Below are 25,841 nucleotides of genomic sequence, written 5' to 3' on the forward strand. Positions count from 1 at the left end.
TTGTAATCTTGATCCAATAAAAAGGCTCTTTTCTAAAAGATTGTTGCTAGTTGATAAAAATAGGTGGAAATAGGCGAGACTCCTGCGGGAACAGCACGTGTCCGAAGACCCTGCACCGGGCGCTTTTTGCGAGGGAGGAGGCTGAGGCCGTGCCCACGGAAAGCGAGTGCCTGTAACGGAAATCAACAGCCAAGTTTACAGCACCCACTTCAGAGAGGACTTTTTCAGTGCCCTCTGTTTAGACGAAGGCTGTTTTTGTCAAAAAAGAAAAAACAGGCGCTCTTTAGGTTGAGCGTCTGTTTCTGGTATAAAAAACTTTCTATTCTAGGGTCACGAGCGCAGCAACTAGGATTCGTTATTTACGATTTCTTTTCTTTTAAGTTTTTTAAATAGTTCAGAGCATCATCAAACGTTTTAACAGGTACGACTTTAATTTTTGAATGAATGTCTTTTACCGTTGCTTCTGCATCCTTAGCTTCGTGGTCGGCAACAGGGGCAAAGAAAATATCGACCCCTTCCTTATTAGCGGCAACAATTTTTTCTTCAATGCCGCCAATAGGTCCCACTGTCCCATCAAAGTCCATCGTCCCCGTTCCACAGATATTGTATCCTTTACTCAAGTCAGAAGGCGTCAGTTGATTATATATTTCGAGGGTCATCATTAAGCCAGCAGACGGTCCGCCGATTCCTTGTGTGTTAAAGGTGACAGGCGGGGTCACACTCACCTTCACATCATCACTTTCAACAATGCCTAATCCGACTTCATCGGATTGTCCAGAAGTTTGCCAATCCTTAGGGAACTTCGCGAGTTGAGTACTTACTGTCTTTGTTTCATTTCCTCGCTTAATTTTCAGTTGAACCTTTTGCCCGGCTTTAGCCCCTTTTATCTCTTTTTTAAAGTCATTAATGGTATGTATCGGCTTCCCATTCGCCTCAATAATCAGATCACTAGGCTCTAATACTTTTTTAGCCGGCATTTCTGAATTAATATCCAGCACTTTAATTCCTAACTGTTTAATGGTCGGATTGCGTCCAGCGGCTTTATAGGCCACATAGGTAGCGCTATCCTGAGCCGTTTTCATGTCATTTAAATTTCTAACATTGAGCTCTTGCTGCGTTTCATCAGGCAATTGAATTTGACTGACTTTATAGACATCCGTGTATTTATTAAAGTCATATTTGGCAATCAAATATTGCAAGAGATTCGCTTTGATTTCGTAGATCGTCACTAAACGCATAGTTCCTTGATCTTGGTAACCGCCTTTAACATGAACCATGGATTCAAGCTTATCTGCCGTACCTGGTTTATGGACATAGTAAGGAACCTGAACGAATTCGAGGATCACGACCAGGATGATAAGAATGATCAATAGAACATACGGCCACTTTGCTCTTTGCTTCGTCATAAATAAATCAATCCTTCCAATTGGCAATAAGGCGTTGGAGGTCTCTAATATGCTGTCTCGCTGTTTTCTCTCCAATCGCAATAATTCGATCAAGATTTGTAAAAGCAGTGGAATTAAAATTCGACACAGGCGGCTTCATCAAGAGGTCGGCATGAGATTCCTGCTGGTTAACAAGGTGCTGTTGCATAATGTCAAGGCTTTGCACCATAACATCAATGATGGAATGAATAACCGCTTCTCCAGAAAAGCTTGAGACATCGACAGAAAGGACAAGATCTGCCCCCATGTCTCTGACTACCTTTGTCGGCACGCGGTCAATGACACCGCCATCCACAAAGATCCTCCCTCCCCACTTAACTGGGACAAACACACCTGGAATCGAAATACTCGCTCTTACCGCTTTATAAAGAGGACCTGAATCTAGAATAACCCGTTCTCCCCTTATTAAATCCGTTGCTACAATTTTAACAGGCAATCGACAATCTTCAAAATGTTTTTGATAGCTTAACACCCGAATGAGATCGGTTAATTTCTTTCCCGTTATAAACCCCATCTTAGGAACTGTAAAATCGAGATAATGATTTCGCCTGAAAGCAAGCGCCATTCGCTCCATACTTTTCCAATTATGACCGACCCCATATAAGGCGGCCACGAGTGCTCCCATGCTCGACCCCGCTATATAATCTATCGGAATGCCCGCTTCTTCCAAGACTTTGATCACCCCAATATGAGCAAAGCCTTTTGCTCCTCCAGATCCTAAAGCAAGTCCTATTGTTGGCCTTGTCATTGGTCTCCCCCTCTTACTCTTCAGTTTGGTCTAATTCCGTTCTGCTGCGCGTATAGTGAAAGAAGGACGAGTTAAACTCGTCTATACTTACTTATTCAAAATACTTGGGTACCTATTCGTTACCTAAGTTATGCAAACAGAACGAACGACTGAACTGAAAGAATCAAAGAGGTGAACACATTGTCTAAAGACAAATTTAAAACCTACAGTTTGGGCATCTTTGCCTTATTTATTGCGGGCTCACTCGTCGCCTTTCCAGAGGCAGCTGTAGAGGCTTCTTTATCTGGTCTCAAGATGTGGTGGAACGTTGTCTTCCCCTCGCTCTTACCCTTTTTTATCATCTCAGAGCTGTTAATCGGTTTTGGTATCGTTACCTTTATAGGCGTTTTGTTTGAACCCTTTATGAGACCGATATTCAGAGTGCCGGGTGTCGGTGGCTTTGTCTTTGTCATGGGTATGGCATCGGGATTTCCAGCAGGTGCCAAAATAACTGCCCGACTTTACCAAGAAGAGAAATTAACAAAAATTGAGGCAGAACGATTGGCTTGCTTCACCAACTTTTCCAATCCTCTATTTATGTTTGGCGTCTTGGCAGTTGGATTTTTCAAAAAACCAGAACTCGGTATCGTGTTTGCCCTGGCTCATTACATAGGAAATATTGGGGTCGGACTTTGTATGCGATTTTACCATCCAAAAAGCGATCTCTCTGCAAGATCAACCGAACGTTTCACACCCCGAATCATTATGCGTGCCTTTCAGGAGATGCATATTGAGCGTCTGAAAAATCGAAAACCAATCGGCAAAATGCTTGGGGATGCCGTTCATTCGTCGGTCACAACCTTACTGATGGTGGGAGGCTTCATCATTATGTTTTCGGTTTTTAATCGCATTCTTGATGAAGTACACGTGACAGAACTCCTAGCGTCAAGCTTGCATCACTTACTGCTTTTGTTCCATCTCGATCCAGGATTAAGCAGCGGAATTATCCCGGGACTTTTTGAAATGACCGTTGGCGCCAAACGATTAAGCACCTTGCAAGTTCCACTCTTTCAGGCTGTTGTGGTCACCTCATTCATACTCGGGTTCAGCGGATTCTCCATTCAAGCACAAGTCGCGAGCATCCTGTCTGAAGTCAAATTAAATGTCAAACCATTCTTTGTGGGCAGATTGATTCATGGCTTCATTGCAAGTCTAGCAACCATCTTTTTGCTTCAATATTTTAACATAAGTTTTGAAGGGGCAACGACAAGCTCTGTCCTATCCGTTACGGCACCACTTGAAAACCGTCTCACATCACTCGTTTCCTATCCCGAAGAATGGCTTCATGCCGGGTCACTCATTACCTTCATCACACTAATTACGTTTGTAATTTATAGAGGGTTTTTAAAATCCAGTTATTCGAACACAAAATTATAAAAGCGAGGGTTAGACTATGTCTAACCCTCGCTTTTTTGAAATTTAGCTTTTAGCGCACGTTCAACGGGTTCGGGAACCAAATCCGAAACTTGTGCATTATATTTAGCGACTTCTTTTACAATACTTGAGCTCAGAAACGAATAGTTGCTGTTTGACATCATAAAGAACGTTTCAATCTCTTCAGCAAGTTTTTTATTGATCGACGTAATCTTAAGCTCATATTCGAAATCAGAAACAGCCCGAAGCCCTCTTAGAACAGCATTCACGCCTCTTTTGCGCGCAAAATCAATCATAAGTCCTCCAAACGACTCAACCGTTACATTCGGGAGATCTTGGGTGGTTTCCTTAAGAAGGGTTACTCGCTCTTCTAATGTAAAAAGAGGTTTTTTTTCTCCATTATGTAAGACAGCGACAATAATTTCATCAAATACATTAGAGGCGCGTTTCAAAATGTCCAAATGCCCTAATGTTACAGGATCAAAGCTTCCTGGATATAATGCAATACCTGTCATGTTACATTTCCTACCTTCCTAACAGGATCTTAACCTTTATTGATTATGACTTTGAATAGAAAGAAAGTGCGGTTTGTTCATTAAAGGTTTGATAGCGGAAGCGATGAATGGAATCGCTCAGTTTATCCGGCAGATCGACCTCATCAGCGTGTTCAACAACTAGAAAACCCCCGCTTTTCAGTAAATGGCCTTCACTGATCTTAGCGATGTCACGCATGAGCTGTTCTTTAGCATACGGAGGATCAAGGAATATAAGATCAAAAGCCATTTCTCTCTTTTCAAGTGCCTTAAGCGCCCGATAGGCATCATTCCGAAAAACTTCTGCCTGATCCTGTAAATCACAAAGTTCCAAATTTGCTTTTATGGTTTCAATGGCAGGTCCATAATGATCAACGAAAACACCTTTTTGCATGCCTCGGCTTAATGCCTCAATGCCGAGTCCGCCGGAACCACCATACAAATCCAATACGAAACCTTCTTCAAAGAAAGGCCCGATTATATTAAACATCGTTTCTTTGACCTTATCTGTCGTCGGCCTCGTGTTTTGACCAGGGACAGCACGAAGCCGCCTCCCCTTGCAAGACCCTGAAATGACCCTCATATTAACTTCCGTCCTTACCTCTTAAGATTCCACTCTATCCTACCATAAATCCCATCAAAGCAAAAACCATCCGTTCTAACCAGAGATGTTGGTACCTCATCAAGAATAGCCTCCTAATCAGCCAATAGAAAAGGCTCGTTACGCCTATTTCGATTAAGCGTAACGAGGATTCGCTATCCTTCGCGAATTCGGCCGGATAGCCGAAATAAGGAAATGACGTTACGCCTATTTCAGTTGAGCGTAACGAGGATTCGCTATCCTTCGCGAATTCGGCCGGAATGCCGAAATAACGGAATGACGTTACACCTATTTCGTTTGAGCGTAACGAGGATTCGCTATCCTTCGCGAATCCGGCCGGAATGACGAAATAAGGGAATGGCGTTACGCCTATTTCGTTTGAGCGTAACAAGCATTCGCTATCCTCCGCGAATCCGGCCGGATAGCCGAAATAAGGGAATGGCGTTACGCCTATTTCGGTTGAGCGTAACGAGAATACACTATCCGCCACAAATCCGGCCGGAATGCCGAAATAACGGAATGTCGTTACGCCTATTTCGGTTGAGCGTAACGAGCATTCGCTATCCGCCGCGAATCCGGCCGGATAGCCGAAATAAGGAAATGACGTTACGCCTATTTCAGTTGAGCGTAACGAGGATTCACTATCCGCCACAAATCCGGCCGGATAGCCGAAATAAGGAAATGACGTTACGCCTATTTCAGTTGAGCGTAACGAGGATTCGCTATCCTTCGCGAATTCGGCCGGAATGCCGAAATAAGGGAATGATGTTACGCCTATTTCGGTTGAGCGTAACGAGAATACACTATCCGCCACAAATCCGGCCGGATAGCCGAAATAAGGAAATGACGTTACGCCTATTTCGGTTGAGCGTAACGAGGATTCGCTATCCTTCGCGAATCCGGCCGGAATGCCGAAATAACGGAATGACGTTATGCCTATTTCGATTGAGCGTAACGAGAATACACTATCCGCCACAAATCCGGCCGGATAGCCGAAATAAGGGAATGGCGTTACGCCTATTTCGGTTGAGCGTAACGAGAATACACTATCCGCCACAAATCCGGCCGGATAGCCGAAATAAGGAAATGACGTTACGCCTATTTCGGTTGAGCGTAACGAGGATTCGCTATGACTCATAAACCGAGTCAAAACGGCGCATTTCTGTGAAAATAGCGTATCATCGTTACATCTATTCTTGAAATCCGCCTCACAATCAGCTAATAGAGAAGGCTCGTTACACTTATATCAATTAGACGTAACCTGATTACGTTATTTGTCTACCGTTGGACTTTTCGAAGGGGTAGCCCCACACAATGCGTTTGTTTTACGGTGCCGCCACCAGAAAATTCAATAGCCTTTACCGCCCTCATCCAAATTGGACTTATTTTCAGGGCAGGCATTACTAAAGCCCATGCCTTCCAAGCCTTTTCCTTCATTTTAAAAAATTGTTCTTTTTTCAGGTATAGGTTCTTTATAGTTCGCTCATACTGTAGAAGACAACATCAAGTCGATGTTGTTCCAACCGCGGAGACTTACGTTTCCCCATAAGTTTTTCCGCCGGTTTCTCCTCTCCCATTGTCTTGGCATACTCGGTATGCGTAAAGACACCCGCAGGTTAGACCTGCGGGTTTTTTTATGTCCGTATGTGGTTAGTTAACTTTTTAACTTGGTAAAAGGGTTAACGGATCTTCGAGGTCATATGGATTTCCATACTGATCCTTCCCCTTTTTCTTAGAATACTCTCTTTTAATTTCATGAAGAAAAGAGACGTCAACCCGTTTAACGAACCTCAGCTTTTCAAGACGTTTGATGATCTCGTCTCGTTCGTCTAAATCGCAATACATGGATACATATTTGAGACGCCGTGAATAATAATAAATACTCCCAAAACGCCTTAAAGCTTTAATATTCTTAGTACTGTGCAGCCACACAATAATACCCGAACGCTCTTTCACGAGAACCTCCCCATAACGTCTTTTTATCAGACTCTGCAATTATGTGCAAAAGGGTCTTGACTAATTGAAAGTCTAACATACCGCTCTTTTTTCCTCAAGAACTGTTTTTTTGCCCTAAGAGCGCTTTCCAGTTATCCGCTTTCATTATTTATGTAAAAATAAATTTGGCAGCGAATCATTCACTTGTTTTTTCTTAAGTCACCTAAGGCTAATTTTTCATAAAATAAGCTGTTTTCGTAAACTTTGTGTTTTTGCTTAATGCAAAAACACTCGCTTGCCGCGGTAATCCGCAAGAGCCTCCTCGGATTACTTCCTACGGGGTTTCGCGCTGGCTTGCTGTTCCCGCAGGCGTCTCGGGAATGGTCGCCCCTTTTTTTCCCAATAGCAACAATCTTATAGAAAAGGGCTAAAATAAACAAAAGGAGAGACAACTCGTCCCTCCTTCATCTTATTATAAAGCGGTCACCGTAGATGTTAAAGACGCCCTGTCTTTTCAGTGGCAGAATGTCTTAACCCGCCTCATTCCTTAATGACAGCCGCAAGCACCGCCCGTTGAACAGCCGCCACTGCAGCCACGGTCAAAGAATGGATCACCTGTTGGGACCTTAATCGACGGAGAAACGGCTCCAGCAATGGACAAACTTATATCATTTAAAAGGCTCTCGAGTTCAGCCTCAGCCTGCTTATACTCAGCAATGATGTCGTTCAGGTCAACATCTCGTTTGACCTCCATCATCTCTTGAATAACCTCATGATAATCGGGGTGATATTTACCAAAACGCTGGACTTCATCATACCGCTCTCGCAGTTTAACAAATCGGCGAAGAAGGGAAATCGCCTGTTGGTCCTGTTCCAGCCGTTTCTTGGATTCCTTATATCGTTCAAATGGCTCGGATTGTCTTAACATCTCAACAAGACCATCTGTATAATCAAATAAAGTAACTGTATCTAAAACTGCTGTCAAAGCTGTCACCTCCTCTCCTTAGTTTAACACGTTCTGCTGACATTGTAGAGTCTGATCTTCCAAAAGCAAAAGACCAGCCCATCCGCTAGGCCGGTCTTTTAACTGTTTTCTTCATTTTGCATGCTCGCAAGTTCAAGCATCATATTTATCATTCCGAGTCCTTGACTAATTCTCTCGATCCTTTTTGAGAACGATTTTCCATAAAAGTCATTCGCCTGAGACTCCATTTCAGAGAGTAAGTGCGGTTGCCGCGCTAATTTCTTGTACCATATTGGATGCAGGCGTATAAATTGCTTTAATTCTGGGTCTTGATCCAGCCTGTAAATCACTTCTCTTCTCATTCACGATCAGTCCCTATTATAGAATGAGTAATTAGGTCCCGGATTAAATGGAGTGAAGGCTCCCGGGCCTTGAGTTTGACCTTGGCCCATGCCATTCATCATCCCAGGTCCCATCGGATTCATCGGCCCTTGCTGCATGGAACCCGTATTCGCGGATTGACTGTTCGTTGAAGACGTAAAGGAACCAATAAAACTTGAAAGGGTCGTCAAAGCACTGTCGACTTGTTTCAACTTTTCTTGTAAGTCCTCTGGGTCAATTTGGTTGAGAATGCCCATTAATTTCGACAAATCCGTCCCTGATCCCGTACCAAAATTAAACAATTTCCGTTCCTGACCTGTTGATTTTATCGTAATACCGTATTCCTTCCAAAACTCTTTATCTTCTCCATACAACACCCATTCTTCAAAAAGATCTTGCCAAGAAAGGTCATTTTCCCGTTTCACTTTGGCTAAACTTGGATATTTCTTAACAAAGGCTTTAAAGTCGTCAACCGCCTTCTTTGTCGTCTTTACCATTTCAAATCACCCTACTTTTTGATAAATGCCTATTATTAATATAAGCAAGACCTTCAAAAGTGTGCGAAAACTGCCATCTTGAAGCTTCCATCTTAGAATCCTCGTGCAGGTCTGCAGCTGGCACCAAAGCGTTGGCCCTGTTGCCCTTATACTTAGTTTGTTCCTTGCCAAAATTTCCTTAATGTATAAAAAGTTACGAAAATCACCTGAAACGTTCTTCCATCTGTAACTAAGGGAAGACAAATGGGAAAGTGCCCCTTCATTGTTTTCCTAAGAGTCTATTGATAAACTAAAAAGAAAAGACAATTGGCTGGAGGTGGAGATTAAATGGAAACAAAAAGAGAAGCCTTATTGCAACAGTTCCAACACTTTCTAGAAACCGCTTCCGATGCTTCATTGGATGCCGTATCCGCTTGTATTCAAGGGGCCGAGCAAAAGGATGCGGATCTGACCCATACTTATATCAATGGCCTTCTTAACTATCAAGGAAAACTAACCGAGAGTGACGGTTATAAAGCCTCTATTACTTTAAATCCCTTCACTCTGAACACATTAAATATTACTCATGGAGGCATACTGGCTACTTTTGCTGATACCGTTATGGGGACCCATGTCTTCCAGTTACTTCCCGATAATCAAGCTGCGGTTACTTCCGAAATGAGCATTCATTTCATAGCCCCAGCATTGGGGGAGCAGCTTCACGCCAGTTCAGAGGTTGTTCACAGAGGAAACCGCCTTTGTGTAATGGATTGTAAAATTAAAGACGATAAAGGAAAGCTTGTTGCAACATCGACAGGGTCCTTTTTTATTATTAAGCGAAAAAACTAATGAGAAGAGACTGGGACAGACGTAGTTTACGAATAGAAAAACCGAACTTATTCACCCCTTTTCAACGTGATGGGTTCGGTTTTTCATTGATAAAAGTAATAAATACGTCGCTTTCCGCGGGGGCTTCAGACATGTGCTGTTCCCACAGGCGTCTCCGTATTTTGACTACGCTTCCTATTTGTTTCTGTCCTTATAAACCATTTAAGGATGACAAAAGGCACTCACTTCACTGAATGAGTGCCTTTTGTCTACAATCTGAAAGCCTCTGCGTTAGAGGGGCTTTCTTAGTTCTTCGACATAAAGTTTGAAATCCCCTATATGCTCATTTATTATTGCTTCAAGTATATCTATATTTAATCGTTGATAGTCGTGAATAGCGATATTTCGAAAACCGACCATGGATTTCATGCTTTTTGATAATTCAACAGATAAAAGGTCATTTTGAACAAGTAAATCGAAGGCTTCTCTAGACGATTTCAAACTAGCTTCAAGCTTTGTCTATCAAAACTTCTTCTGGGATGTGCTCTATCGAATACAAAAACTACAGATTGAATGAGTTTCATCACAAATTTCAACTACCCAGCGGAATTGGCGAGACTCCTGCGGGAAAAGCAACAGCTGAAGACCCTGCAGGAAGTGCTTTTCTTCCGAGGAGGCTGAAGCGTTGCCCGCGGAAAGCGAGTCTATTTCCGCTTTCATAAATGACACCGATCCAAGAAAAATGGCCTAAGAAACACGGGAGAAATCTGCCCCCAAAAAGAAGATGCATCTTGGTTCAGACTCATTTTAATTGGGAGTTTGACCTCTTTTTTATCAGAGTAGATGAGATCAATGCGTACTGTTACATCGCCATTGACTCCCCCTTTGGTCGAAAGAATTCCCACCCTTTGGAGTGTCCAATTTCTTGTCAGCTTTCTCATTATATTTTCTAATACCTATTTTTTTGGGGGTTTGAATAGGAAAAGACGTCCCTTGATATAACCTCTGTATCAAACGATTTAATCAAGAGATCGTGCAAATGATGTCTCCATTCAATAACCTCTGGCAGAATCGACTGTGCCCTCTCCACTAGTGTCTCTCAATTTATGCCCATTTATTTTTAAAACGGTCGAACAAAGTCCTGTGTGTAATAATCGTGATAAACGCCTGGCCCCAATTCTGTGAAATCAGGGTGAAGCAAATTTTTCCGATGCTCTTCACTATTCAGCCAGCCGATCGTAGCCGAAATGCCGTCTTCATAATGGGCAGCGATATTCTCTCCAGCTAATTGAAAGTTAATGTTCTGTTTTTTAAGCCGATCCGTCAAGTTCCCTTGCCACTTTGAATCATGAGAAAAATAGTTTTTAATATCCATTTCCTGACTATGTAGATAAGCCGCCTTTTCTGCTTGAGGGGACCACTTTAAAGTTTGAACCTTATACCTCACTCTAAGGACATTTGAAATCGCCCAAATTTCCTTTTCTTCCGCTCGATCAATGTCTTCCCAATCCTTGGAGGTTAAGGAGGGTGCTTTTGGCAACACACCTTGATATTCCATGTTAAAAGGCCTTTGCTCAATTAACACTTGAGGGGTCACATAACGAATACTCGTTAACTTTCCTGTAAATTGATCGATATAGAGCTCCGCCCAATTGCTTCCAACTTGAACGAGCGGTCTTGTATCCAGATCATCCTGCTGAAGCTCAAAGGTTACTTGAACGTCTTTAGCTTGGATCGTTGGCGTTTGGGATACTTTAATTGAGTGAGGCAAGGAAGAACCAATAGCAAAAGGAGCCGTTTTCAAGTTCTTACCAAGCGCATAGATCGTGACAACCCGATTATTCGCAATCCCAATCTGTAGATAGGATTCACTGCCTTCTCCGTATATCCACCATTCATAACCAAAAGGAGTGGGATCTTTCCGTGATGGCTTGCCAAAAACATTAAGTATTTTAGCAGTAGATTGGTTTAAATAGGTACTCATCTCATCAGAATGAATAACCGTAGCAGACTTATTGACATTATGGCTCCCCAATTGTGTTCCTGCTTCGTTTAATGGAGGGACAACGTTTTTGAAGCCGCCCATATTTTTATACAGAAAAGCCGCTGCAAAAATGAAACAAGCGAGAACAAGGAACGAGCGGTTAAAATAAGAAAACACCAACATCCTCCTTTTAATCCCTTATCATATAAGGGAGAGAATTACAACTATTCAAGTAATTGAAAAAGCACCAAGAACAAGCTTGATGCCTTTTTTAGTTTAGCAGATATGCGTTGACTCTTGAAGCAGAATGGCTCTCTTCCTGCTTCTTACAGAGTTATGGATGAATAAACATCTCTGACCAATAGTACCCATAGCTTCCGCCTTCAGCGAAGCCAACTCCTATATTGGTATACTTGGTGCTTAAGATATTAGCTCGATGACCGGCACTGTTCATCCAGGCATTCACGACAGCCTGCGGGGTCTCCTGACCGCCTGCAATATTTTCTGCTGCTGCTGTATACGACAGACCAAAATCTGTGATCATGGTAAAGGGAGACCCATAAGTAGGAGAAGTGTGAGAGAAATAATGATTATCTCGCATATCCATCGCTTTATACCTTGCAACTCTTGAAAGCTGCCAATCTGCTTTTAAAGCAGGAAGTCCCCTTTTTGTGCGTTCAGCATTTGTTAGATTTATAACTTGGTTCTCAAAACTTTTTATAGCCGTAAGTTTAGGAACATTAATTTTTTCACCCGGATAAATTAAATGAGGGTTATCAATCTGTGGATTGGCCTGAATCAACTCGCTTAACCCCACTTGGTATTTGTTCGCAATCTTCCATAGAGAATCACCTGTTTGAACGATATAAGCTGTGGTCGTCCCAGCTTCTGCCTTAGCTTCCTTTGGGTGAAAAGCCCCCATCCAAATCATTAAGCTTCCTACAAATAACCCTAATATGATGAATTGCCTCATTTTAGTTAAATGGCCTCCTCCTGCCAATCTGTATCCCTAGTTTTTCCAAACTTAGTCCATTTCATAATGGCAGGAGTCAGTATAGCGCGTGTTCTGTAAAGTTGAGCCCATGTTGGTTCGTTTTTTATATTGATCGATTAATGAATCTTTCACACAAAATGCCGTTATTTCATTGCAATTCTAAATTAGACAGACTATTATTAAAATTGGGTAAGTGTTTACAAGAACATAAATAGGAGGCAAGGATCATGCGTTTTGAAGAGACCAAAATTGAAAGCGTTGAAATTTCATTTCCTATTCTTGAACACGTTATGAAAATGGCGGGAATGATTCGCGGCGGAGCATGGGATTATAGGCATGTCACCTATGACTTTAAATTTGAATTTGCTCATGACGGCAGCGTTTACTATTTTAGAATTCCTGGTACGGCCATCCAAAACCGGATTGAAGAACGCGATTGTGTGGTCAAATTAGGAACCCCTTATGTTGGCCGCCATTATTATCCTCACGGGATCGAATATAATGAAATTTTTCCAGAGAATGTCCTTGAAAAATGCAAAGACCGAATTCATATCATTGAAGAGGCTCTAACAGAACTTCAATCAAACGCTACGCACTCATGATTTTTTACTTTGTTTTAAATAACGAAGAGGCTGCCCTAAAGCTTACATTTTAGGAGCAGCCTCTCTTTATTTTATAGAAATAAACTCATATAAAATTCATCTACATAGTCCTGATCCACTCGAACAGCCTTTCTTCGTGTACCCTCAACTGAAAAGCCAGCCCGTCCAAACAACCAAAGTGCCTTCTTATTTGGAGCCATAACGGTCACTTCCAAGCGCCTAATCTGTTGGTCTTTCGCATAAGAAATGGCTTTATTGATCAGTTCTCTGCCATACCCTCTACCATGGTACTTTTCTAAAATGCCAATCATCAGCTGTGCCCGGTGAGCGATTTGTTCATGGGAATGCCGCACAATGGCGACAAAACCAATGAGAGACTCCTCCTCCACCAATCCAAAAATAGGATTGACTCGCCCTGTTCCATCAGATGAATCTGCAAAGAAAGAAGGGCTGTCGATGGCCCAAAAATGACTCTCTTGATCTAGTCGCTTCAAAAGCTCAACATAATCGTTCTGCTCATTTGGTTTGAGCTCTCTAATCACCAAGTATCACCTCTTGTCATTAATCGAATACATTCTTTTTAGATACGATTGTCCTTTCCCATCCTATGCAATAAATTGAAAGATAGACTATTATTGAATGGGCTGCATCATTTAGCTCGCCCACAATACCATTAAAAAGAAGCGATTGTCCTATTGAACAATCGCCCCACAAAAAATAGCTTTCCTATTTAAGAAAGGTTCGGGAATCACAATCCTTCAAAACTTATTCCTGCGCTACCTTCCTCACGAATAATGACTTATTTTTTAAAACAATTCTACTTACAGCGGCTAATAACAGCGCTGAGATCGCGAAAACAACTCGGATTCCTAACCAATCCGACAGGAATCCCATTGCGAGGGAACTGACTCCAAAAGCGCCTGTTCCAATAGCACTTAATGACGTATACACGGTTGATAATTGTTCTTTGGGGACACTTGTTTGGATAGCTGTCTGTTGCGGTATCGTTTTTAGTTGCCCAAAGATCCCGACACAGAAAGACAACATTAAGGCTATCATTGGAAATTTATTTAAACTAAACATTAACGTCACGACAAAACTAACAGTTGAGCCGACCAAAATAAATGTGCTTATTTTTTTCTCAACAAAAGAAGAATATCTGACACAATAAACGCTTCCAAAAATGAGCCCTAAAAAGAAGGCACCGTTTATGAATCCCCACCACTTTTGGTCAACGTGTAAAGCCTCTCTTACAAAAACTAAAAGAATGGCAGCCATCCATACCGTTCCTGCCATATTTTCTAGAAGTTCCATTAGAGCAACCGTTTTCAGCAACGGGATTTGAACTAAAGTTTTCCATCCTTCTTTTAATGGCTCAAATGTTCCTACCGTTCTATTCGTTTGGTGACTTACATTGTCTAAAAAACCTAACAGAATACTGGATAAACCAAATAAACCGGCAACTCCCATTATGAGGTGCAAAGAACCTAAAACAAGTAACAAAAAACTCCCGACGAACCACATAACCGTTTGAATGACTTGAGTCGTTGTCTCCGATAGACCATTCGCTTGAACTAAATGTTCTAGTTCCACATAATGCGGAATCAATGTTTGTTTGATTGGATTCGCACAACCGTCAAGAAAAGCAATCAACGCAATAATTAAGAAGATCCAGTAAAAGTTGGATACGGTGACTCCAATTAACACAAAACTTAAAACAACAATCAAAACAGTTTTTCCAACTTGTGAACCCGCGATTAACCATTTTAAATTCACTTTACCGATCAAAAGAGGTGTCAGGAGGTTCGACGAGAACATAGACAATGTAACCGTAAACGGAACAAAAGACGAGACTGCCGCAGAACCCGTTAAAACAAAAATCTTACTAATAACAGCTACCATATACAATACATCGCCAATAGTTGCGATCGCCTGACCCACAAGTAATAAAGAAAAATTTTTATTCAATTTTACATCCCCCACTATTTCAATTGAATCTTAGCTTGAAATGGGGAATGATTAAATTGGCCTGTTCATCGAATGTTAGCCCCTTTCATAGATCGGATAAACCTGGGGGATGTAGATTTATCACATTCGTTTGCAGTCCATTTTTTCTGTCTGACGGACTAATCAGAGATTTATTTTAATTTTAACACTATTTACCTTATGGATAGGACATAAAAATGAATTGCTTATTTAAGTTATCCTTATGTTAAATAAGCGATGACGACACTTTTGTTAACCTATTGGATCCGTTTGTTTAATAAGACGTTTAATTATGCTTCTTTGATTTTAAAGAAAATGTTTCTTTGTATTTGTTATCCCATTTGATAGTTACGTTAAATACTGTGCTTGCTTTTGTTGTCGCAATACCACTGCCGGACTCATTTATTTTTATTGTTGAACCCGTATGAGAGTCTTCTTTAAGTACAGGATGACCATTGCCACCAGAAACATCAACCTCTAAATTTTTAAATGTTGGCTTACCGCCGTCATTAAATGTAAAAGTAAAAGTCCCATCCTCGTTATTCCCACCAGCATTTGTAGTGTACGCTCCTTTCCAATGATTACTTTCTCCTGTAAACAGTAAGGATTGCCCACCATTACAGGCTGTTAGCATTGAAATTACCATTAATGAACATATAGTAATAAGTACCTTTATCACTAAGTTTCCTCCCCGTTTAATTAAACTGTTCTTCCAATAACTGACCTATAGGTGAATAAGCGACGGTGACCGTCTTATTCAGCAATTCGTAACTTAAGTGCATATTTTCACACTATCATGATTCACCTTCAAATATAATATAAGATAGCTTAAAGCTACTTGAAAATGTCAAATCTAATTTCAATTATCCTTAGTTTTATGAATATATTCATCAATTACCTTTTTGAGGTAAGGGTTATTTGTGTAACGTCTATAAAAATGAATCGATTTCGACCAAATTTTCACACCATCCTTCTGAATACATACTCGATCTGGGTCTTTATTTAGATAATTGATTTGGTCAGAAGACATTAAGTGTATCTCCAAATCATTAATATAAAATCTGAAATGATAAAAACCGTTTTTCTGGCTTATAGATGTTGGACTGTATTTTCCAAAAACTCTAAAGGCAATTTCATAACAATCCCATTGAATCATAATATCCAAATCTTCCATATCAAAATTATCAATTCCGTTCACAAAAAGTGAAGTTGAGGCATCAAAACTATATGTGATGTTATTCTCATCTAATTCATTGACTAATCCAAAGATTATTTTCCACCATTGGTTTGATTTTGTAACCAAATCATTTCTCACTCCTTTTAAACCTGAACCGTTGAATACGAAACTCAAATAATTACTTATTACATAAAAGCATCCGTTCATAAAAGAAAAAAATTTAAAAGTTAATTTTGTCGAATATGATTTGTTCCACTAAAAAAATGAAGATGGCAACACAGTACCATAAAACGGGATGAATGTTCTTTTTTAAAAACTGGATTTTCGTTCTGAAGGTAAAGTATTTGTTGAATAAAACAAAGAATGTTACTCCACCAATAAACAAGATTACAGCGCCTAAGAACCAGTTTAAACTTGGAATTAACAACGCAAACAATTGCCCGATAATGCAGCCAATTAAAATACCGGCAAGACCACCAATCTCCAAATCTTTCTCCCCTTTGATTCTCAGATTAAAAGAAAATTATTCTTATGGGTCTAAAGAGACTTTTTTATAATCCTTACCGTTAGCGAAGCACCCGAATATTCTATATTTTTAACATAGCACTATTTTCCTTTTTATGGTCAAAAAAATGAAAAGCGCCTCTTCATATATATTGAAAAAACGCTTCCTTATGAAAAAAATCACTTCCACATTAAGTTAATAATGGCCATATTATAACAATGGGAAAAGCAATAGGGTTTCAATATCCTCGAACAATTTTAGAAGTTAAGTCCATGAATTCTTCCGCATCTTTTACGCATAATTCCATTCCTTTTTCCCAGAATTCTTCTGAAGTAATATCTTCCCCTAGATGTTCCATAACTAAATCTTCCACAGCCATACTCCCCGAATCACGAAGTAAGATCAAATAATCTTTCTCAAAGTCTTTTCCTTTCTCCTTTGCCTTTGCATAAATTCCCAATGCAAATAAATACCCAAAAGTATAGGGGAAATTATAAAAAGGCGATTGAGTAAGATAATAATGCGGAGTCCAAACCCAAGAATAAATGGAAGGTTGTTCTAGTGATCCAGCATACGCCTCATTTATGGATTCTTCCATTAACTGATTTAGTCGTTCGGCTGAAACCATACCTTCATTACGTTCCTTATAAAGTCTCTTTTCAAATAAGAATCTCGAATGGATATTCATAAAGTTCATTACACTGCGTTTTAATTTTTCATCCAGTATAAATAATTGTTCTTTTTTTGAATTCGCCTTTTTCATAGCTGCATCAAAAACAATCATTTCAGAGAAAGTTGAAGCAGTTTCAGCAATACTTAACGGATAACGCTTGTTCAACCCATTTACAGACTTCATGGCATGATTATGAAAAGCGTGGCCGAGCTCATGAACAAGAGTTAACACATTTAAAAAAGTGCCACTAAATGTCATAAAGACTCTTGATTCACCTGTGAGTGGAAAACCAGCACAGAAAGGAATAGCGGACTTATTAGGTCGATCTGCGGCTTCTATCCAACCTTCTGAAAAAGCTTGTCTAGCAAAGCCTTCTAACTCAGTTCCAAACTGACTAAAATGTTCCAGAATAAGCGCAACCGCTTTCTCGAATTTTAGCTCTTGATTACTTTGTGTAACTGGAGCCCAAAAGTTATAGGCCTTCATACTTGATCCACCTATCAATTCAGCTTTTCGTTTCAAGTAATTCGAGAAAGGTTGTTTATGTTTATTAATTACATTCCACATCGTATTCAGCGTCTCTTCCTTCATTCTGTTCTTTTTCAAAGGCTCTTCTAATGCACTTTTTATCCCGCGTTTTTTATTTACTTGTATACGAAAACCCGTAATGTGATTTATTATTTTACTAAATAATTGTTCTTTCTCTTTCCAAGTAGATTCTAATACATAATGAGCTTCTTTGCGCACTTCTTCATTATGGTGCGACCGCAAGTTAATGGCTTGTCCAACTGATAGACTTTCTATTTTGCCATTAATTTGAATATTTACGTTAATGCTACTTACTAGATCATTATAAAAATGTCCCCAGGCATGGTACCCATCACCCATTAAATCAGAAATTAAATTTAGCTCTTCATCTGACAAATACCTATCTGCATTTTCACGCCATTCGTTTAGAATAAATCTATATTCTTGTAATTCTTCGGCTTCAAGTATATTTTTCCAAACATCTTCATTAGTATTTGTTAATATCTTCTTTACTATCGATAATTGTTTTTCAAAACGGGATTCTTCTTGACCAACATTTCCTCGTAAGAAGCCAGCATCTTGATCCTTTGGATTTTCTGCAAGGAGACAGGTGATAAACGAATTAGCTTGTGATAAGTACAAGCTAATGTTTCCGATGCTTTCAACTAAATGGACTACTTTAAAGTTTTCATTTGATGAAAGTGGCGTAATCATCAATGATTTAACACTATCTTCTAATTCATTCACAAGAGATTCTATTCGATTGATATGATTTAAAAATTGACTTGATTTGCTTCCACCCATAAAAACCTTATCTAAATTCCACATTTTTGAATAGCCTATTTTCTCCATTAGTTACTTCCCCCATAATATGTATATCTCACCAAAAACGAACATACAGAAAAAACGGCAAAACCCTTGCTCACCAAACGCATTCGTTGTAGAACAAAATAATTAAAAATCATTTTCAATAATAGATAAAAAATTAGCGAAATTATCTAATTGAGCTAATGCAAAATCTAGATCGCCGTTCCCTTCAAGAGCCAATGCTATGTTTGTCGTAATTGACATTATTACTCTTGCTTTTAAAACAAATTGAAATGTTTTCTTATCTGATGCAACGCTCTCAAGATTGAGTACATAGTCTGCAACAGGATGTTCTAAACCTTTAAACAAAGTAATATTTCCAATAAAAGAAGCTAAATCCCAAAACTTAGGCATTAACGATACATCTTCAAAGTCTATCCATCGCCATCCGTTAGAACTTGGAATTAAATTATTGGGATGTGCGTCCCCATGAGCTGGAAACAATTCAAGTTGTCTAATATCCTTATCCACTTTCTCAAATTCTTTTAACAAAAGTAGAATACGTTTGTCTTTGTCATCAAGTTTAGTTAAATACTCAGCAGCTTGATTAACATTTTTCCAAGCCCCAAAAATTTGCAAAGGCCCCCCATAATTATTCAATGCTTTTATCATCACGTTTAACATATTTATAACTTCTTTACCTTTAAGTGGTGGGATTTCTAATGGTGCTATATACTCCCATAATGTCATCCAAGTCGAACCAATTTTATGTGGTCCGGCTGGAATCTGTGTTGTGAATGAAACTACTGGTACATTATTTTTCTCCAAATACCCCACCACTTCTAACTCTTGTAATAAAACATTTTTCCAAAAATATGGGTCATCATCTTCAAATAGTTTCGCAATCCTTGCCACGATTGGATAGGGAGTTAGACGAACTATAAGATTTCCTGCATCACTAAGAATTTCAGGATTAGTATTTAAAAGTCCGAGTCTATCTGTTGCCTTCAATAAATCCTTTATTATTGTTTCTGTATTGACCAACCTTAAATTCCCCCCTGATACTCAACTGCCTTCTTCAACTCACCCATCAAGCTTGTGATCCACGTTCCCAAATAATGCTTTCTTAACCGTTTATTGAACAACTCTGACCTATAAGAGCTGAATAATACCAATATTCTTAATTAATTATAACAAACAAAGAAAGAACTTGGCGTGAGAATTTTTCAACTTATACATTACATTCCCAATGAAAATAAGGCGTGTAACTGATTCACGCCTTATTTTTATTAGCCTTATTAGATCTTCCGTAAGAGAAAAAAACAACTTTTTTTATTGTTAAAAAAGAAAAGCGCCTCTTCATTTTCTCTGAAGAGACACCTTCGTTAGCACAAGAATAATTTTGTTTTTAGATGGATCTAGTTTTTCTAACTACAAAAGTTATGGCATCGGTACTTAACAACACAGGTTTTTCATTTCTCACAATCTGATAATCGAGCGGCTTAACTAATTCATTTATGACTTCCCACCCATCCCCATATAGGTCGTGTAATTTTGTCAACATTTCTTCGGTTGTAAGGTTAATTTCCATTAGTGCTTCTAATTTTTCATTAGATTCGAGAAGTGTTTCGGTTAAATTAGAATTAACAATAATGCAATTGATCCCATTAACTTTTGTCCCTTTCGCCATCTGTTGCACGACTTTTTCAAAGGTTTCCTCTGAATCAAGGTGCTCTAAACTTGAGACGGCAACAATATAATTAAAATCTTCCTTCTGGATCGTATAATCAGCGATATCTGACCTAACCGTTTGAATAAGGCCACTTACTCCGAACTCGTTGCTATATTGTTTTAGTTTGTCTATTGCAGAGTTCAATAAATCAACACATACAACTTTCCCTTTCTTAATATGCTGAGCAATTGGGATACTATTTCTCCCTACACCAGACCCCAAGTCTAAAACACTAAGGCTTTCATTTTCTGCAAAAAGCTGCAGCTGATCCATAACCATTTTGACCGGTTTATTTAACCAAGACCCCTTTTCAAAGAGCCTATAATTATCGTAGCAATAATCGTGATAGTCCTTTTCTGCACTTCTTATGTACTCAATTCGATTCATATTTTTTCTCCATACTTCCCTTATTTGTAATCGGGATTGATTGGTTTTCGTTATATCATCATCTATCCATTAACCTTCATTTTTTAAATAAATCTATTTAAATAGTCGCCAAATATTTTGTTCATAACTTTGGGGGTGTTTTCTATATAAACATTAAATTGTTCCATGTTCGATTCGAATTTATCAGAGTTTCTTTCATCTGTCGGAAAATCAGATATTCCTTTAATAATAATGCATTCAACATTATTTTTTTTACAGATATAAGCAATAGCACCCGCTTCTGTATCGGCTATTGTTAGTTCGTTTTCTTTAAGTTCTAAATAGTCCTTCCACATAACGACTGCTTTATCAGCGGTGCCAATTGTTCCGGTATAAAAATTATTCCCATATTTTGATAGATCAATATCGACTATGAAGGATTGCTTAATAAGAGGCTCAACTTCTTTTACTGTGCAATCATATTGAACAGCTTTATCAGGTACTAAAATATCTAAATGACTAAACTTATCATCTATTCCTGCACATGTTCCAGCAACGATCACTTTCGTTAAACTAAATTTGGAAATCATATACTGGTTACCACCAACCCCATTTACTTTTCTTACACCGGTACTGTAAAAAACAAGTTCAGTATCCTTAATTGTTCTTATGAAATACTCGCCATATGGATAACCGAAACGTTCGATTTCTTTTATGTTAAAATATTCCAATGTTGCTTCGTATTCCCACTTCGTTGCTAGGCTTATTCCGATCATCGACTTATCACCCTACAAAAATTTAAATTCTCACTATTGAATGACTATACACGGTCTGATTTCATTTTCTTATTAAAGTCACCTTTACCCGCAAACCTTCAGACTATTAAATCCACTCCTTGTTTTAGCTTAACATAAAATCGTGTGCGCCAGGCTTATAGGCGAAGGCGGCAGCGTAGTTTCACTTATTCTTAGTTCTGCCTAGCTAAAATTTCCTTCTATAAACCTAACAAAACGCACAGCTAGTGATTAACTGTGCGTTTTGCATGGAGTGAAGATGAACGGTTTCTTAAGGTAGGGCTTTGTTACGCCTTTAATTCTTGTATATCAAAGCCGTCTACCCAAAAGACCGTTTTTTTGGATTAGGAGATCCATATCATCGTAACAAAGCTTATGACCGTAATAAACACGACCAAGGCTCCGGAAAAGATAAACAAGCTAGGGATTCCATGATTTTTATCCTTTAGATGCATGAAGTAGAAAAGCTGAAAGGCCACTTGAATAACCGCTAAAGTGACAATAAAGAAAGCAATCAGGTGATTGTCAATGTTCTTTCGAAAATAAACGGCCAAAAAAGCTAAAACAGTAAAGATGATCATAGACACAAAAGTCACCCAATAATACTGGAGGTCACGCTTCTTTTGTTCACGCTCTATCATAGCCTTGAAAGTCGTTTTCTGATCGGACATATGATTCCCCTCCTATTACGAGCCTACAATTCCAAGTAGGTAAACGACTGTAAAGATAAACACCCAGACGACGTCAATAAAGTGCCAATATAGTGCTGCAATATAATACTTAGGTGCGGTAATCGCTGTGATTCCTTTTTTGTAAGAAGCAACCATTAAAGTTGAAATCCACAGAACTCCGAATAAAACGTGTCCCCCGTGCGTTCCAACAAGTGTATAGAAGCTTGAAGAAAAGGCACTTGTCTTATAACCCAGTCCTTTATCGAGATATTCAGTAAACTCTTTGATCTCTAATCCTAAGAAACATAGACCAAGAATGACCGTAATCCAAAACCAGAAACGCATTTTTCTAACATTCAATTCTTTCAATCCCAGGATAGCAAAGACACTTGTTAAACTGCTCGTTAATAGAATGATCGTCGAAAGAAACGTCAAATTGAGGCTGAACAGATCCTTTCCGCTTGGGCCGCCCGCAACATGATTGCGAAGGGCAATAAAGGTTGAGAAGAGTGTTCCGAATAGAACCGTCTCTCCCCCAAGAAACAACCAAAACCCAACGAACTTATTTCGCCCTTCTAAAGTCGTGAGTTCGGGATGCCCAGGAGAGACGTCATTGTGATGTCCGTGCTCAACTGCCGACATTATGCGCCCTCCCCTTTCTTCTCCATCTCTAATACCTCTTCTTTATGAATATGAAAACCGTGATCATCCTTCAGCGAGTGAACAAGCATGCATAATAGCATGAGACCAATTCCTAAAATGGCGACAAATAAGGCGCCTTTATGAATACCCGTTCCCGTTTCGTCAGCGAAGATAAACCCAAAGCTTGCAACCGTTAACGATAAAGACATCAGGAATGGAATGATCGAACCGTTTGGCATATGGATGTCTCCATATGGCTCTGCAGGGGTTACCTTCTTATTTCCATCCATTTTTTCTTTCCAAAAGGTATCAACAGATTGAACGAGTGGCGTTTGACCAAAATTATACTCTGGAGCAGGTGATGGAATCGACCATTCAAGCGTTCTTCCCATTCCCCAAGCATCACCTGTAGCACGCTGACCTTTAGCTTGTGTCATGACAATGTTGATCACAAGTAAAACAACAGCAATGGCCATCCCCGCTGCTCCAATTGAACTAATCATGTTGCCCGTCGCTAGCCAATCACCTGCTTGATAAGTAAAGTAACGACGCGGCATTCCCATTAAGCCTAAGAAATGCTGCGGGAAGAAGGTGACATGAAAACCGATTAAGAAGAACCAGAAACCAATTTTACCAAGGGTTTCATTAAGATATTTACCGAAGATCTTTGGCCACCAATAAAAGAGACCAGCGAATAAGCCTAGGACAACTCCCCCCACTATGACGTAGTGAAAGTGAGCAATAACAAAGTAACTGTCTTGATACTGAAAGTCAGCGGCAGGAATCGCAAGCATAACCCCTGTCACCCCTCCTAACACAAAGGTCGGGATAAACGCTATGGCATAGAGGTTAGCCGTTGTAAAGTGAACTTGGCCGCCCCACATCGTAAAAATCCAGTTAAAGATTTTAATACCGGTTGGAACAGCGATCGCCATCGTCGCAATCGCAAATATGGAGTTGGCAACAGGCCCAAGACCAACCGTAAACATATGGTGAACCCAGACCATGAAGGCCAAAAAGCCAATGAGTACAGTCGCAAAAACCATTGATGTATGGCCAAAAAGACGCTTTTTGGAGAATGTCGGTATTACCTCGGAAATAATTCCAAAGCACGGTAAAGCCAAAATGTATACCTCTGGATGTCCAAAGATCCAAAAGATATGCTCCCAAATAATACCGTTACCGCCATTTGCCGTGTTAAAGAAATTCGCTCCAAAAACACGATCAAACAGTTCCATAAATAAGCCAACTGTTAAAGCTGGGAATGCAAATAGGATAAGGGCTGAAGTAACAAATGCAGTCCAGGTGAAAAGCGGCATGCGCATAAAGGTCATACCTGGAGCACGCATGTTAATAATGGTAACGAGGAAATTAATCCCTCCCATTAATGTACCGGCACCGGCAACCTGCAGTCCCAAAATATAATAATCCATTCCGCTTCCCAGGTAGTCTGTACTAAGAGGCGCATAAGCGGTCCAGCCACCTGAAGGAGCACCGCCTAGAAACCAACTCACATTAAGAATCAATCCTCCTAAGAAGAATAACCAAAATCCTAATGCATTCATGAATGGAAAGGCAACGTCGCGTGCTCCAATCTGTAATGGAACGACAGCATTCAAAAAAGCAAATATGGCTGGCATCGCCACAAAGAAGATCATGGTTGTGCCATGCATCGTTACAACTTGGTTATACGCGTCGCCGACAAGGAACGTATTGTTTGGAACGGATAGCTGAATCCGAATCAGCATGGCTTCTATTCCACCTATAGCGAAAAAGAGACCCGCACCGCAAAGATACAAAATCCCAATCTTCTTGTGATCAACGGTTGTTAGCCACGTCCACAGCCAGGCAAGAAACCCTTGTTTCGGCTGTTGAGTTGCTAAAGTATGAGCGTTTGTCGTCACGTTAAGAACCCTCCTTTTCTCATTATCTATTGATTGTGTTTGACAGAAAGGGTGAATAAATAATCGGCAATATCACTTATTTGCTGGTCGGTCAGGTTTCCTTTAATCCCCCGAGACGGCATTAAGGCACCCGGTTTCAAACTGGTTGGATCCTTAATCCATTTCTCGAGTGTGGATTTGTCATGAGGCAGAAATCCCGCAATATTCTTTTGATCCGCAAAATTCCGCAAATTAGGCGCGGTATTCGACCCGCTTACACCAACTGCATGACAAGCCATACAATCTTGCTTAAATAAGGATTCGCCTTTTTGAGCGCTAGCCGTTGCTGGTGCTGATGGTCCCGCTTTCATTTCTTTTGTCCACGCTGTAAAATCAGACGGGCTGACGGCTCTGACGTTAAAATACATCAAAGCATGTGAGGCACCGCATAACTCGGCACATCGTCCAGCGTAAGTTCCAGGCTTATCAGCCGTTAAGTACATTGAATCGGTTTGCCCTGGGTTCGCATCTAATTTCCCTGCAAGTGCAGGAACCCAGAAAGAGTGAATGACATCAGCAGAAGTCACCTGCAAAACAACTTTTTTCCCAGTAGGAATAAATAAGTCCTCAGAAGTGGTGATTCCATAATCCGGATAATCAAACTGCCACCAATATTGGTGAGCGGTCACTTTGACGACGACGACATTGTCCCCATGATTTTTGGGAACGGTTGCATCTGAAACCGAGAATGTCTTTGCAACAGTCGGAAACGCCAATATTACAAGCAAGATAATAGGAATGACCGTCCAAAGCACTTCCAATAGAGCATTGCCTTCTACCTGTTTCGGTATCACATCCTCTTGCCCAGGACGCTTCCGGTAGCGGATCAGCGCATATGTAAAGAGAAAACCGACAACAACTACGACAATAATCATAATTAAGAAACTTTGGAGCATTAAGCCGGCTTCTGTTCTCGCCACTGGCCCTTGAGGATCAAGCGTCGATAAACCCGGTTTTCCACATCCGACAAGAGTAAAAATGGCGATGACTGCAAGTGGAATCAGACGCAAAAGACGTTGCCATTTCTTTTTCATGCATGAGACCTCTCTTTCTGCTTTTTTATTCGGCCTTATTTTTCGTAAAACGAAAGAGCCGTTATATATGTAAAAATGG

27 protein-coding genes and 1 pseudogene are annotated in these 25,841 nt (G+C 40.0%); 3 read left to right on the forward strand and 25 right to left on the reverse strand.

Translation table 11 applies throughout. The features are described 5' to 3' along the window. Positions 1-359 precede the first annotated feature (359 nt). Both PU629_RS16230 and PU629_RS16235 read right to left on the reverse strand, forming a co-directional pair. The gene (locus tag PU629_RS16230) at positions 360-1,406 is read right to left on the reverse strand and encodes a SepM family pheromone-processing serine protease (protein ID WP_275281095.1); all 1,047 of its coding nucleotides are present in this window, start codon (positions 1,404-1,406) and stop codon (positions 360-362) included. 7 nt (positions 1,407-1,413) lie between these two features. Beyond that, positions 1,414-2,193 carry a patatin-like phospholipase family protein gene (locus tag PU629_RS16235; RefSeq protein WP_275281096.1) on the reverse strand — a complete coding sequence of 260 codons (780 nt, stop codon included), beginning with the start codon at positions 2,191-2,193 and terminating at the stop codon, positions 1,414-1,416. Positions 2,194-2,373: 180 nt separating this feature from the next. On the opposite strand from PU629_RS16235, the gene ylbJ reads away from it, so the two are divergent. Next, positions 2,374-3,609 (forward strand): sporulation integral membrane protein YlbJ, encoded by a 1,236-nt coding sequence (gene ylbJ / locus PU629_RS16240; protein WP_275281097.1) that lies wholly within the window; start codon positions 2,374-2,376, stop codon positions 3,607-3,609. A 20-nt stretch (positions 3,610-3,629) separates the two neighbouring features. Here the strand turns inward: ylbJ and coaD are convergent, their stop codons facing one another. The 7 genes from coaD to ylbD form a co-directional block, all read right to left on the reverse strand. Then, positions 3,630-4,121, reverse strand: a complete 492-nt coding sequence (gene coaD, locus PU629_RS16245; RefSeq protein WP_275281098.1) for a pantetheine-phosphate adenylyltransferase — start codon at positions 4,119-4,121, stop codon at positions 3,630-3,632. Between the two features lie 43 nt (positions 4,122-4,164). Next, the gene (gene rsmD, locus PU629_RS16250) at positions 4,165-4,722 is read right to left on the reverse strand and encodes a 16S rRNA (guanine(966)-N(2))-methyltransferase RsmD (RefSeq protein ID WP_275281099.1); all 558 of its coding nucleotides are present in this window, start codon (positions 4,720-4,722) and stop codon (positions 4,165-4,167) included. 34 nt (positions 4,723-4,756) lie between these two features. Continuing rightward, entirely contained in the window at positions 4,757-5,890 is a 1,134-nt protein-coding gene (locus PU629_RS16255) for a hypothetical protein (protein ID WP_275281100.1), read from the reverse strand. Positions 5,891-6,402: 512 nt separating this feature from the next. After that, on the reverse strand, positions 6,403-6,696 hold the full coding sequence (locus PU629_RS16260) for a YlbG family protein (protein WP_275281101.1): 294 nt from the start codon (positions 6,694-6,696) through the stop codon (positions 6,403-6,405). A 526-nt stretch (positions 6,697-7,222) separates the two neighbouring features. After that, complete coding sequence (locus PU629_RS16265) at positions 7,223-7,660, reverse strand: YlbF/YmcA family competence regulator (RefSeq protein ID WP_481900448.1); 438 nt, start codon at positions 7,658-7,660, stop codon at positions 7,223-7,225. A 98-nt stretch (positions 7,661-7,758) separates the two neighbouring features. Then, positions 7,759-8,001, reverse strand: a complete 243-nt coding sequence (locus PU629_RS16270; protein WP_275281102.1) for a YlbE-like family protein — start codon at positions 7,999-8,001, stop codon at positions 7,759-7,761. Between the two features lie 6 nt (positions 8,002-8,007). Continuing rightward, entirely contained in the window at positions 8,008-8,517 is a 510-nt protein-coding gene (ylbD, locus tag PU629_RS16275) for a spore coat protein YlbD (RefSeq protein WP_275281103.1), read from the reverse strand. 327 nt (positions 8,518-8,844) lie between these two features. On the opposite strand from ylbD, the gene PU629_RS16280 reads away from it, so the two are divergent. Beyond that, the gene (locus PU629_RS16280) at positions 8,845-9,345 is read left to right on the forward strand and encodes a PaaI family thioesterase (RefSeq protein WP_275281104.1); all 501 of its coding nucleotides are present in this window, start codon (positions 8,845-8,847) and stop codon (positions 9,343-9,345) included. Positions 9,346-9,615: 270 nt separating this feature from the next. Here the strand turns inward: PU629_RS16280 and hepT are convergent. The 3 genes and pseudogenes from hepT to safA form a co-directional block, all read right to left on the reverse strand. Beyond that, a pseudogene (gene hepT / locus PU629_RS16285) lies at positions 9,616-9,822 on the reverse strand (type VII toxin-antitoxin system HepT family RNase toxin); the annotation flags it as partial. A 622-nt stretch (positions 9,823-10,444) separates the two neighbouring features. Next, a complete protein-coding gene (locus tag PU629_RS16290; protein WP_275281106.1) occupies positions 10,445-11,485 on the reverse strand; it encodes a CAP domain-containing protein in 1,041 nt (346 codons plus the stop codon). A gap of 157 nt (positions 11,486-11,642) precedes the next feature. Next, positions 11,643-12,230 carry a SafA/ExsA family spore coat assembly protein gene (gene safA, locus PU629_RS16295; protein WP_481900519.1) on the reverse strand — a complete coding sequence of 196 codons (588 nt, stop codon included), beginning with the start codon at positions 12,228-12,230 and terminating at the stop codon, positions 11,643-11,645. Positions 12,231-12,529: 299 nt separating this feature from the next. On the opposite strand from safA, the gene PU629_RS16300 reads away from it, so the two are divergent. Further along, positions 12,530-12,904: a YugN family protein gene (locus PU629_RS16300; RefSeq protein WP_275281108.1), complete on the forward strand. Its 375-nt coding sequence runs from the start codon at positions 12,530-12,532 to the stop codon at positions 12,902-12,904. Between the two features lie 71 nt (positions 12,905-12,975). Here the strand turns inward: PU629_RS16300 and PU629_RS16305 are convergent, their stop codons facing one another. The 13 genes from PU629_RS16305 to coxB all read right to left on the reverse strand — a co-directional run bounded on the left by PU629_RS16305 (position 12,976) and on the right by coxB (position 25,762). Beyond that, positions 12,976-13,446: a GNAT family N-acetyltransferase gene (locus PU629_RS16305; protein ID WP_275281109.1), complete on the reverse strand. Its 471-nt coding sequence runs from the start codon at positions 13,444-13,446 to the stop codon at positions 12,976-12,978. Between the two features lie 223 nt (positions 13,447-13,669). Next, a complete protein-coding gene (locus PU629_RS16310; RefSeq protein WP_275281110.1) occupies positions 13,670-14,872 on the reverse strand; it encodes an MFS transporter in 1,203 nt (400 codons plus the stop codon). Between the two features lie 304 nt (positions 14,873-15,176). Then, positions 15,177-15,569 (reverse strand): hypothetical protein, encoded by a 393-nt coding sequence (locus tag PU629_RS16315; protein ID WP_275281111.1) that lies wholly within the window; start codon positions 15,567-15,569, stop codon positions 15,177-15,179. A gap of 180 nt (positions 15,570-15,749) precedes the next feature. Next, positions 15,750-16,193, reverse strand: a complete 444-nt coding sequence (locus PU629_RS16320; protein ID WP_275281112.1) for a hypothetical protein — start codon at positions 16,191-16,193, stop codon at positions 15,750-15,752. A 94-nt stretch (positions 16,194-16,287) separates the two neighbouring features. After that, entirely contained in the window at positions 16,288-16,554 is a 267-nt protein-coding gene (locus PU629_RS16325) for a hypothetical protein (protein ID WP_275281113.1), read from the reverse strand. A gap of 256 nt (positions 16,555-16,810) precedes the next feature. Then, positions 16,811-18,625: a M3 family oligoendopeptidase gene (locus PU629_RS16330; RefSeq protein WP_275281114.1), complete on the reverse strand. Its 1,815-nt coding sequence runs from the start codon at positions 18,623-18,625 to the stop codon at positions 16,811-16,813. Between the two features lie 102 nt (positions 18,626-18,727). Continuing rightward, complete coding sequence (locus PU629_RS16335; RefSeq protein WP_275281115.1) at positions 18,728-19,624, reverse strand: phosphotransferase; 897 nt, start codon at positions 19,622-19,624, stop codon at positions 18,728-18,730. Positions 19,625-19,988: 364 nt separating this feature from the next. Beyond that, on the reverse strand, positions 19,989-20,699 hold the full coding sequence (locus PU629_RS16340) for a class I SAM-dependent methyltransferase (RefSeq protein WP_275281116.1): 711 nt from the start codon (positions 20,697-20,699) through the stop codon (positions 19,989-19,991). A gap of 83 nt (positions 20,700-20,782) precedes the next feature. Continuing rightward, a complete protein-coding gene (locus PU629_RS16345) occupies positions 20,783-21,454 on the reverse strand; it encodes a 5'-methylthioadenosine/S-adenosylhomocysteine nucleosidase family protein (protein ID WP_275281117.1) in 672 nt (223 codons plus the stop codon). A 362-nt stretch (positions 21,455-21,816) separates the two neighbouring features. After that, the gene (locus PU629_RS16350) at positions 21,817-22,143 is read right to left on the reverse strand and encodes a cytochrome C oxidase subunit IV family protein (RefSeq protein ID WP_275281118.1); all 327 of its coding nucleotides are present in this window, start codon (positions 22,141-22,143) and stop codon (positions 21,817-21,819) included. A gap of 15 nt (positions 22,144-22,158) precedes the next feature. Then, complete coding sequence (locus PU629_RS16355; RefSeq protein WP_275281119.1) at positions 22,159-22,785, reverse strand: cytochrome (ubi)quinol oxidase subunit III; 627 nt, start codon at positions 22,783-22,785, stop codon at positions 22,159-22,161. Further along, positions 22,785-24,689, reverse strand: a complete 1,905-nt coding sequence (locus PU629_RS16360) for a cytochrome c oxidase subunit I (RefSeq protein ID WP_275281120.1) — start codon at positions 24,687-24,689, stop codon at positions 22,785-22,787. The genes PU629_RS16355 and PU629_RS16360 overlap by 1 nt, the downstream gene beginning before the upstream one ends. 26 nt (positions 24,690-24,715) lie before the next feature. After that, positions 24,716-25,762: a cytochrome c oxidase subunit II gene (gene coxB / locus PU629_RS16365; RefSeq protein ID WP_275281121.1), complete on the reverse strand. Its 1,047-nt coding sequence runs from the start codon at positions 25,760-25,762 to the stop codon at positions 24,716-24,718. Between the last annotated feature and the right edge of the window lie 79 nt (positions 25,763-25,841).

Source organism: Pullulanibacillus sp. KACC 23026, from assembly GCF_029094525.1.
In the GTDB taxonomy this organism is placed as follows: Bacteria; Bacillota; Bacilli; order Bacillales; family Sporolactobacillaceae; genus KACC-23026.

Excerpts from the sequence above, each read along its gene's own strand:
- PU629_RS16230 (WP_275281095.1), bottom strand. The coding sequence starts at position 1,406 with ATGACGAAGCAAAGAGCAAAGTGGCCGTATGTTCTATTGATCATTCTT.
- PU629_RS16235 (WP_275281096.1), bottom strand. The coding sequence starts at position 2,193 with ATGACAAGGCCAACAATAGGACTTGCTTTAGGATCTGGAGGAGCAAAA.
- coaD (WP_275281098.1), bottom strand. The coding sequence starts at position 4,121 with ATGACAGGTATTGCATTATATCCAGGAAGCTTTGATCCTGTAACATTA.
- rsmD (WP_275281099.1), bottom strand. The coding sequence starts at position 4,722 with ATGAGGGTCATTTCAGGGTCTTGCAAGGGGAGGCGGCTTCGTGCTGTC.
- PU629_RS16270 (WP_275281102.1), bottom strand. The coding sequence starts at position 8,001 with ATGAGAAGAGAAGTGATTTACAGGCTGGATCAAGACCCAGAATTAAAG.
- ylbD (WP_275281103.1), bottom strand. The coding sequence starts at position 8,517 with ATGGTAAAGACGACAAAGAAGGCGGTTGACGACTTTAAAGCCTTTGTT.
- PU629_RS16280 (WP_275281104.1), top strand. The coding sequence starts at position 8,845 with ATGGAAACAAAAAGAGAAGCCTTATTGCAACAGTTCCAACACTTTCTA.
- safA (WP_481900519.1), bottom strand. The coding sequence starts at position 12,230 with ATGGGGGCTTTTCACCCAAAGGAAGCTAAGGCAGAAGCTGGGACGACC.
- PU629_RS16300 (WP_275281108.1), top strand. The coding sequence starts at position 12,530 with ATGCGTTTTGAAGAGACCAAAATTGAAAGCGTTGAAATTTCATTTCCT.
- PU629_RS16330 (WP_275281114.1), bottom strand. The coding sequence starts at position 18,625 with ATGGAGAAAATAGGCTATTCAAAAATGTGGAATTTAGATAAGGTTTTT.
- PU629_RS16340 (WP_275281116.1), bottom strand. The coding sequence starts at position 20,699 with ATGAATCGAATTGAGTACATAAGAAGTGCAGAAAAGGACTATCACGAT.
- PU629_RS16345 (WP_275281117.1), bottom strand. The coding sequence starts at position 21,454 with ATGATCGGAATAAGCCTAGCAACGAAGTGGGAATACGAAGCAACATTG.
- PU629_RS16350 (WP_275281118.1), bottom strand. The coding sequence starts at position 22,143 with ATGTCCGATCAGAAAACGACTTTCAAGGCTATGATAGAGCGTGAACAA.
- PU629_RS16355 (WP_275281119.1), bottom strand. The coding sequence starts at position 22,785 with ATGTCGGCAGTTGAGCACGGACATCACAATGACGTCTCTCCTGGGCAT.
- coxB (WP_275281121.1), bottom strand. The coding sequence starts at position 25,762 with ATGAAAAAGAAATGGCAACGTCTTTTGCGTCTGATTCCACTTGCAGTC.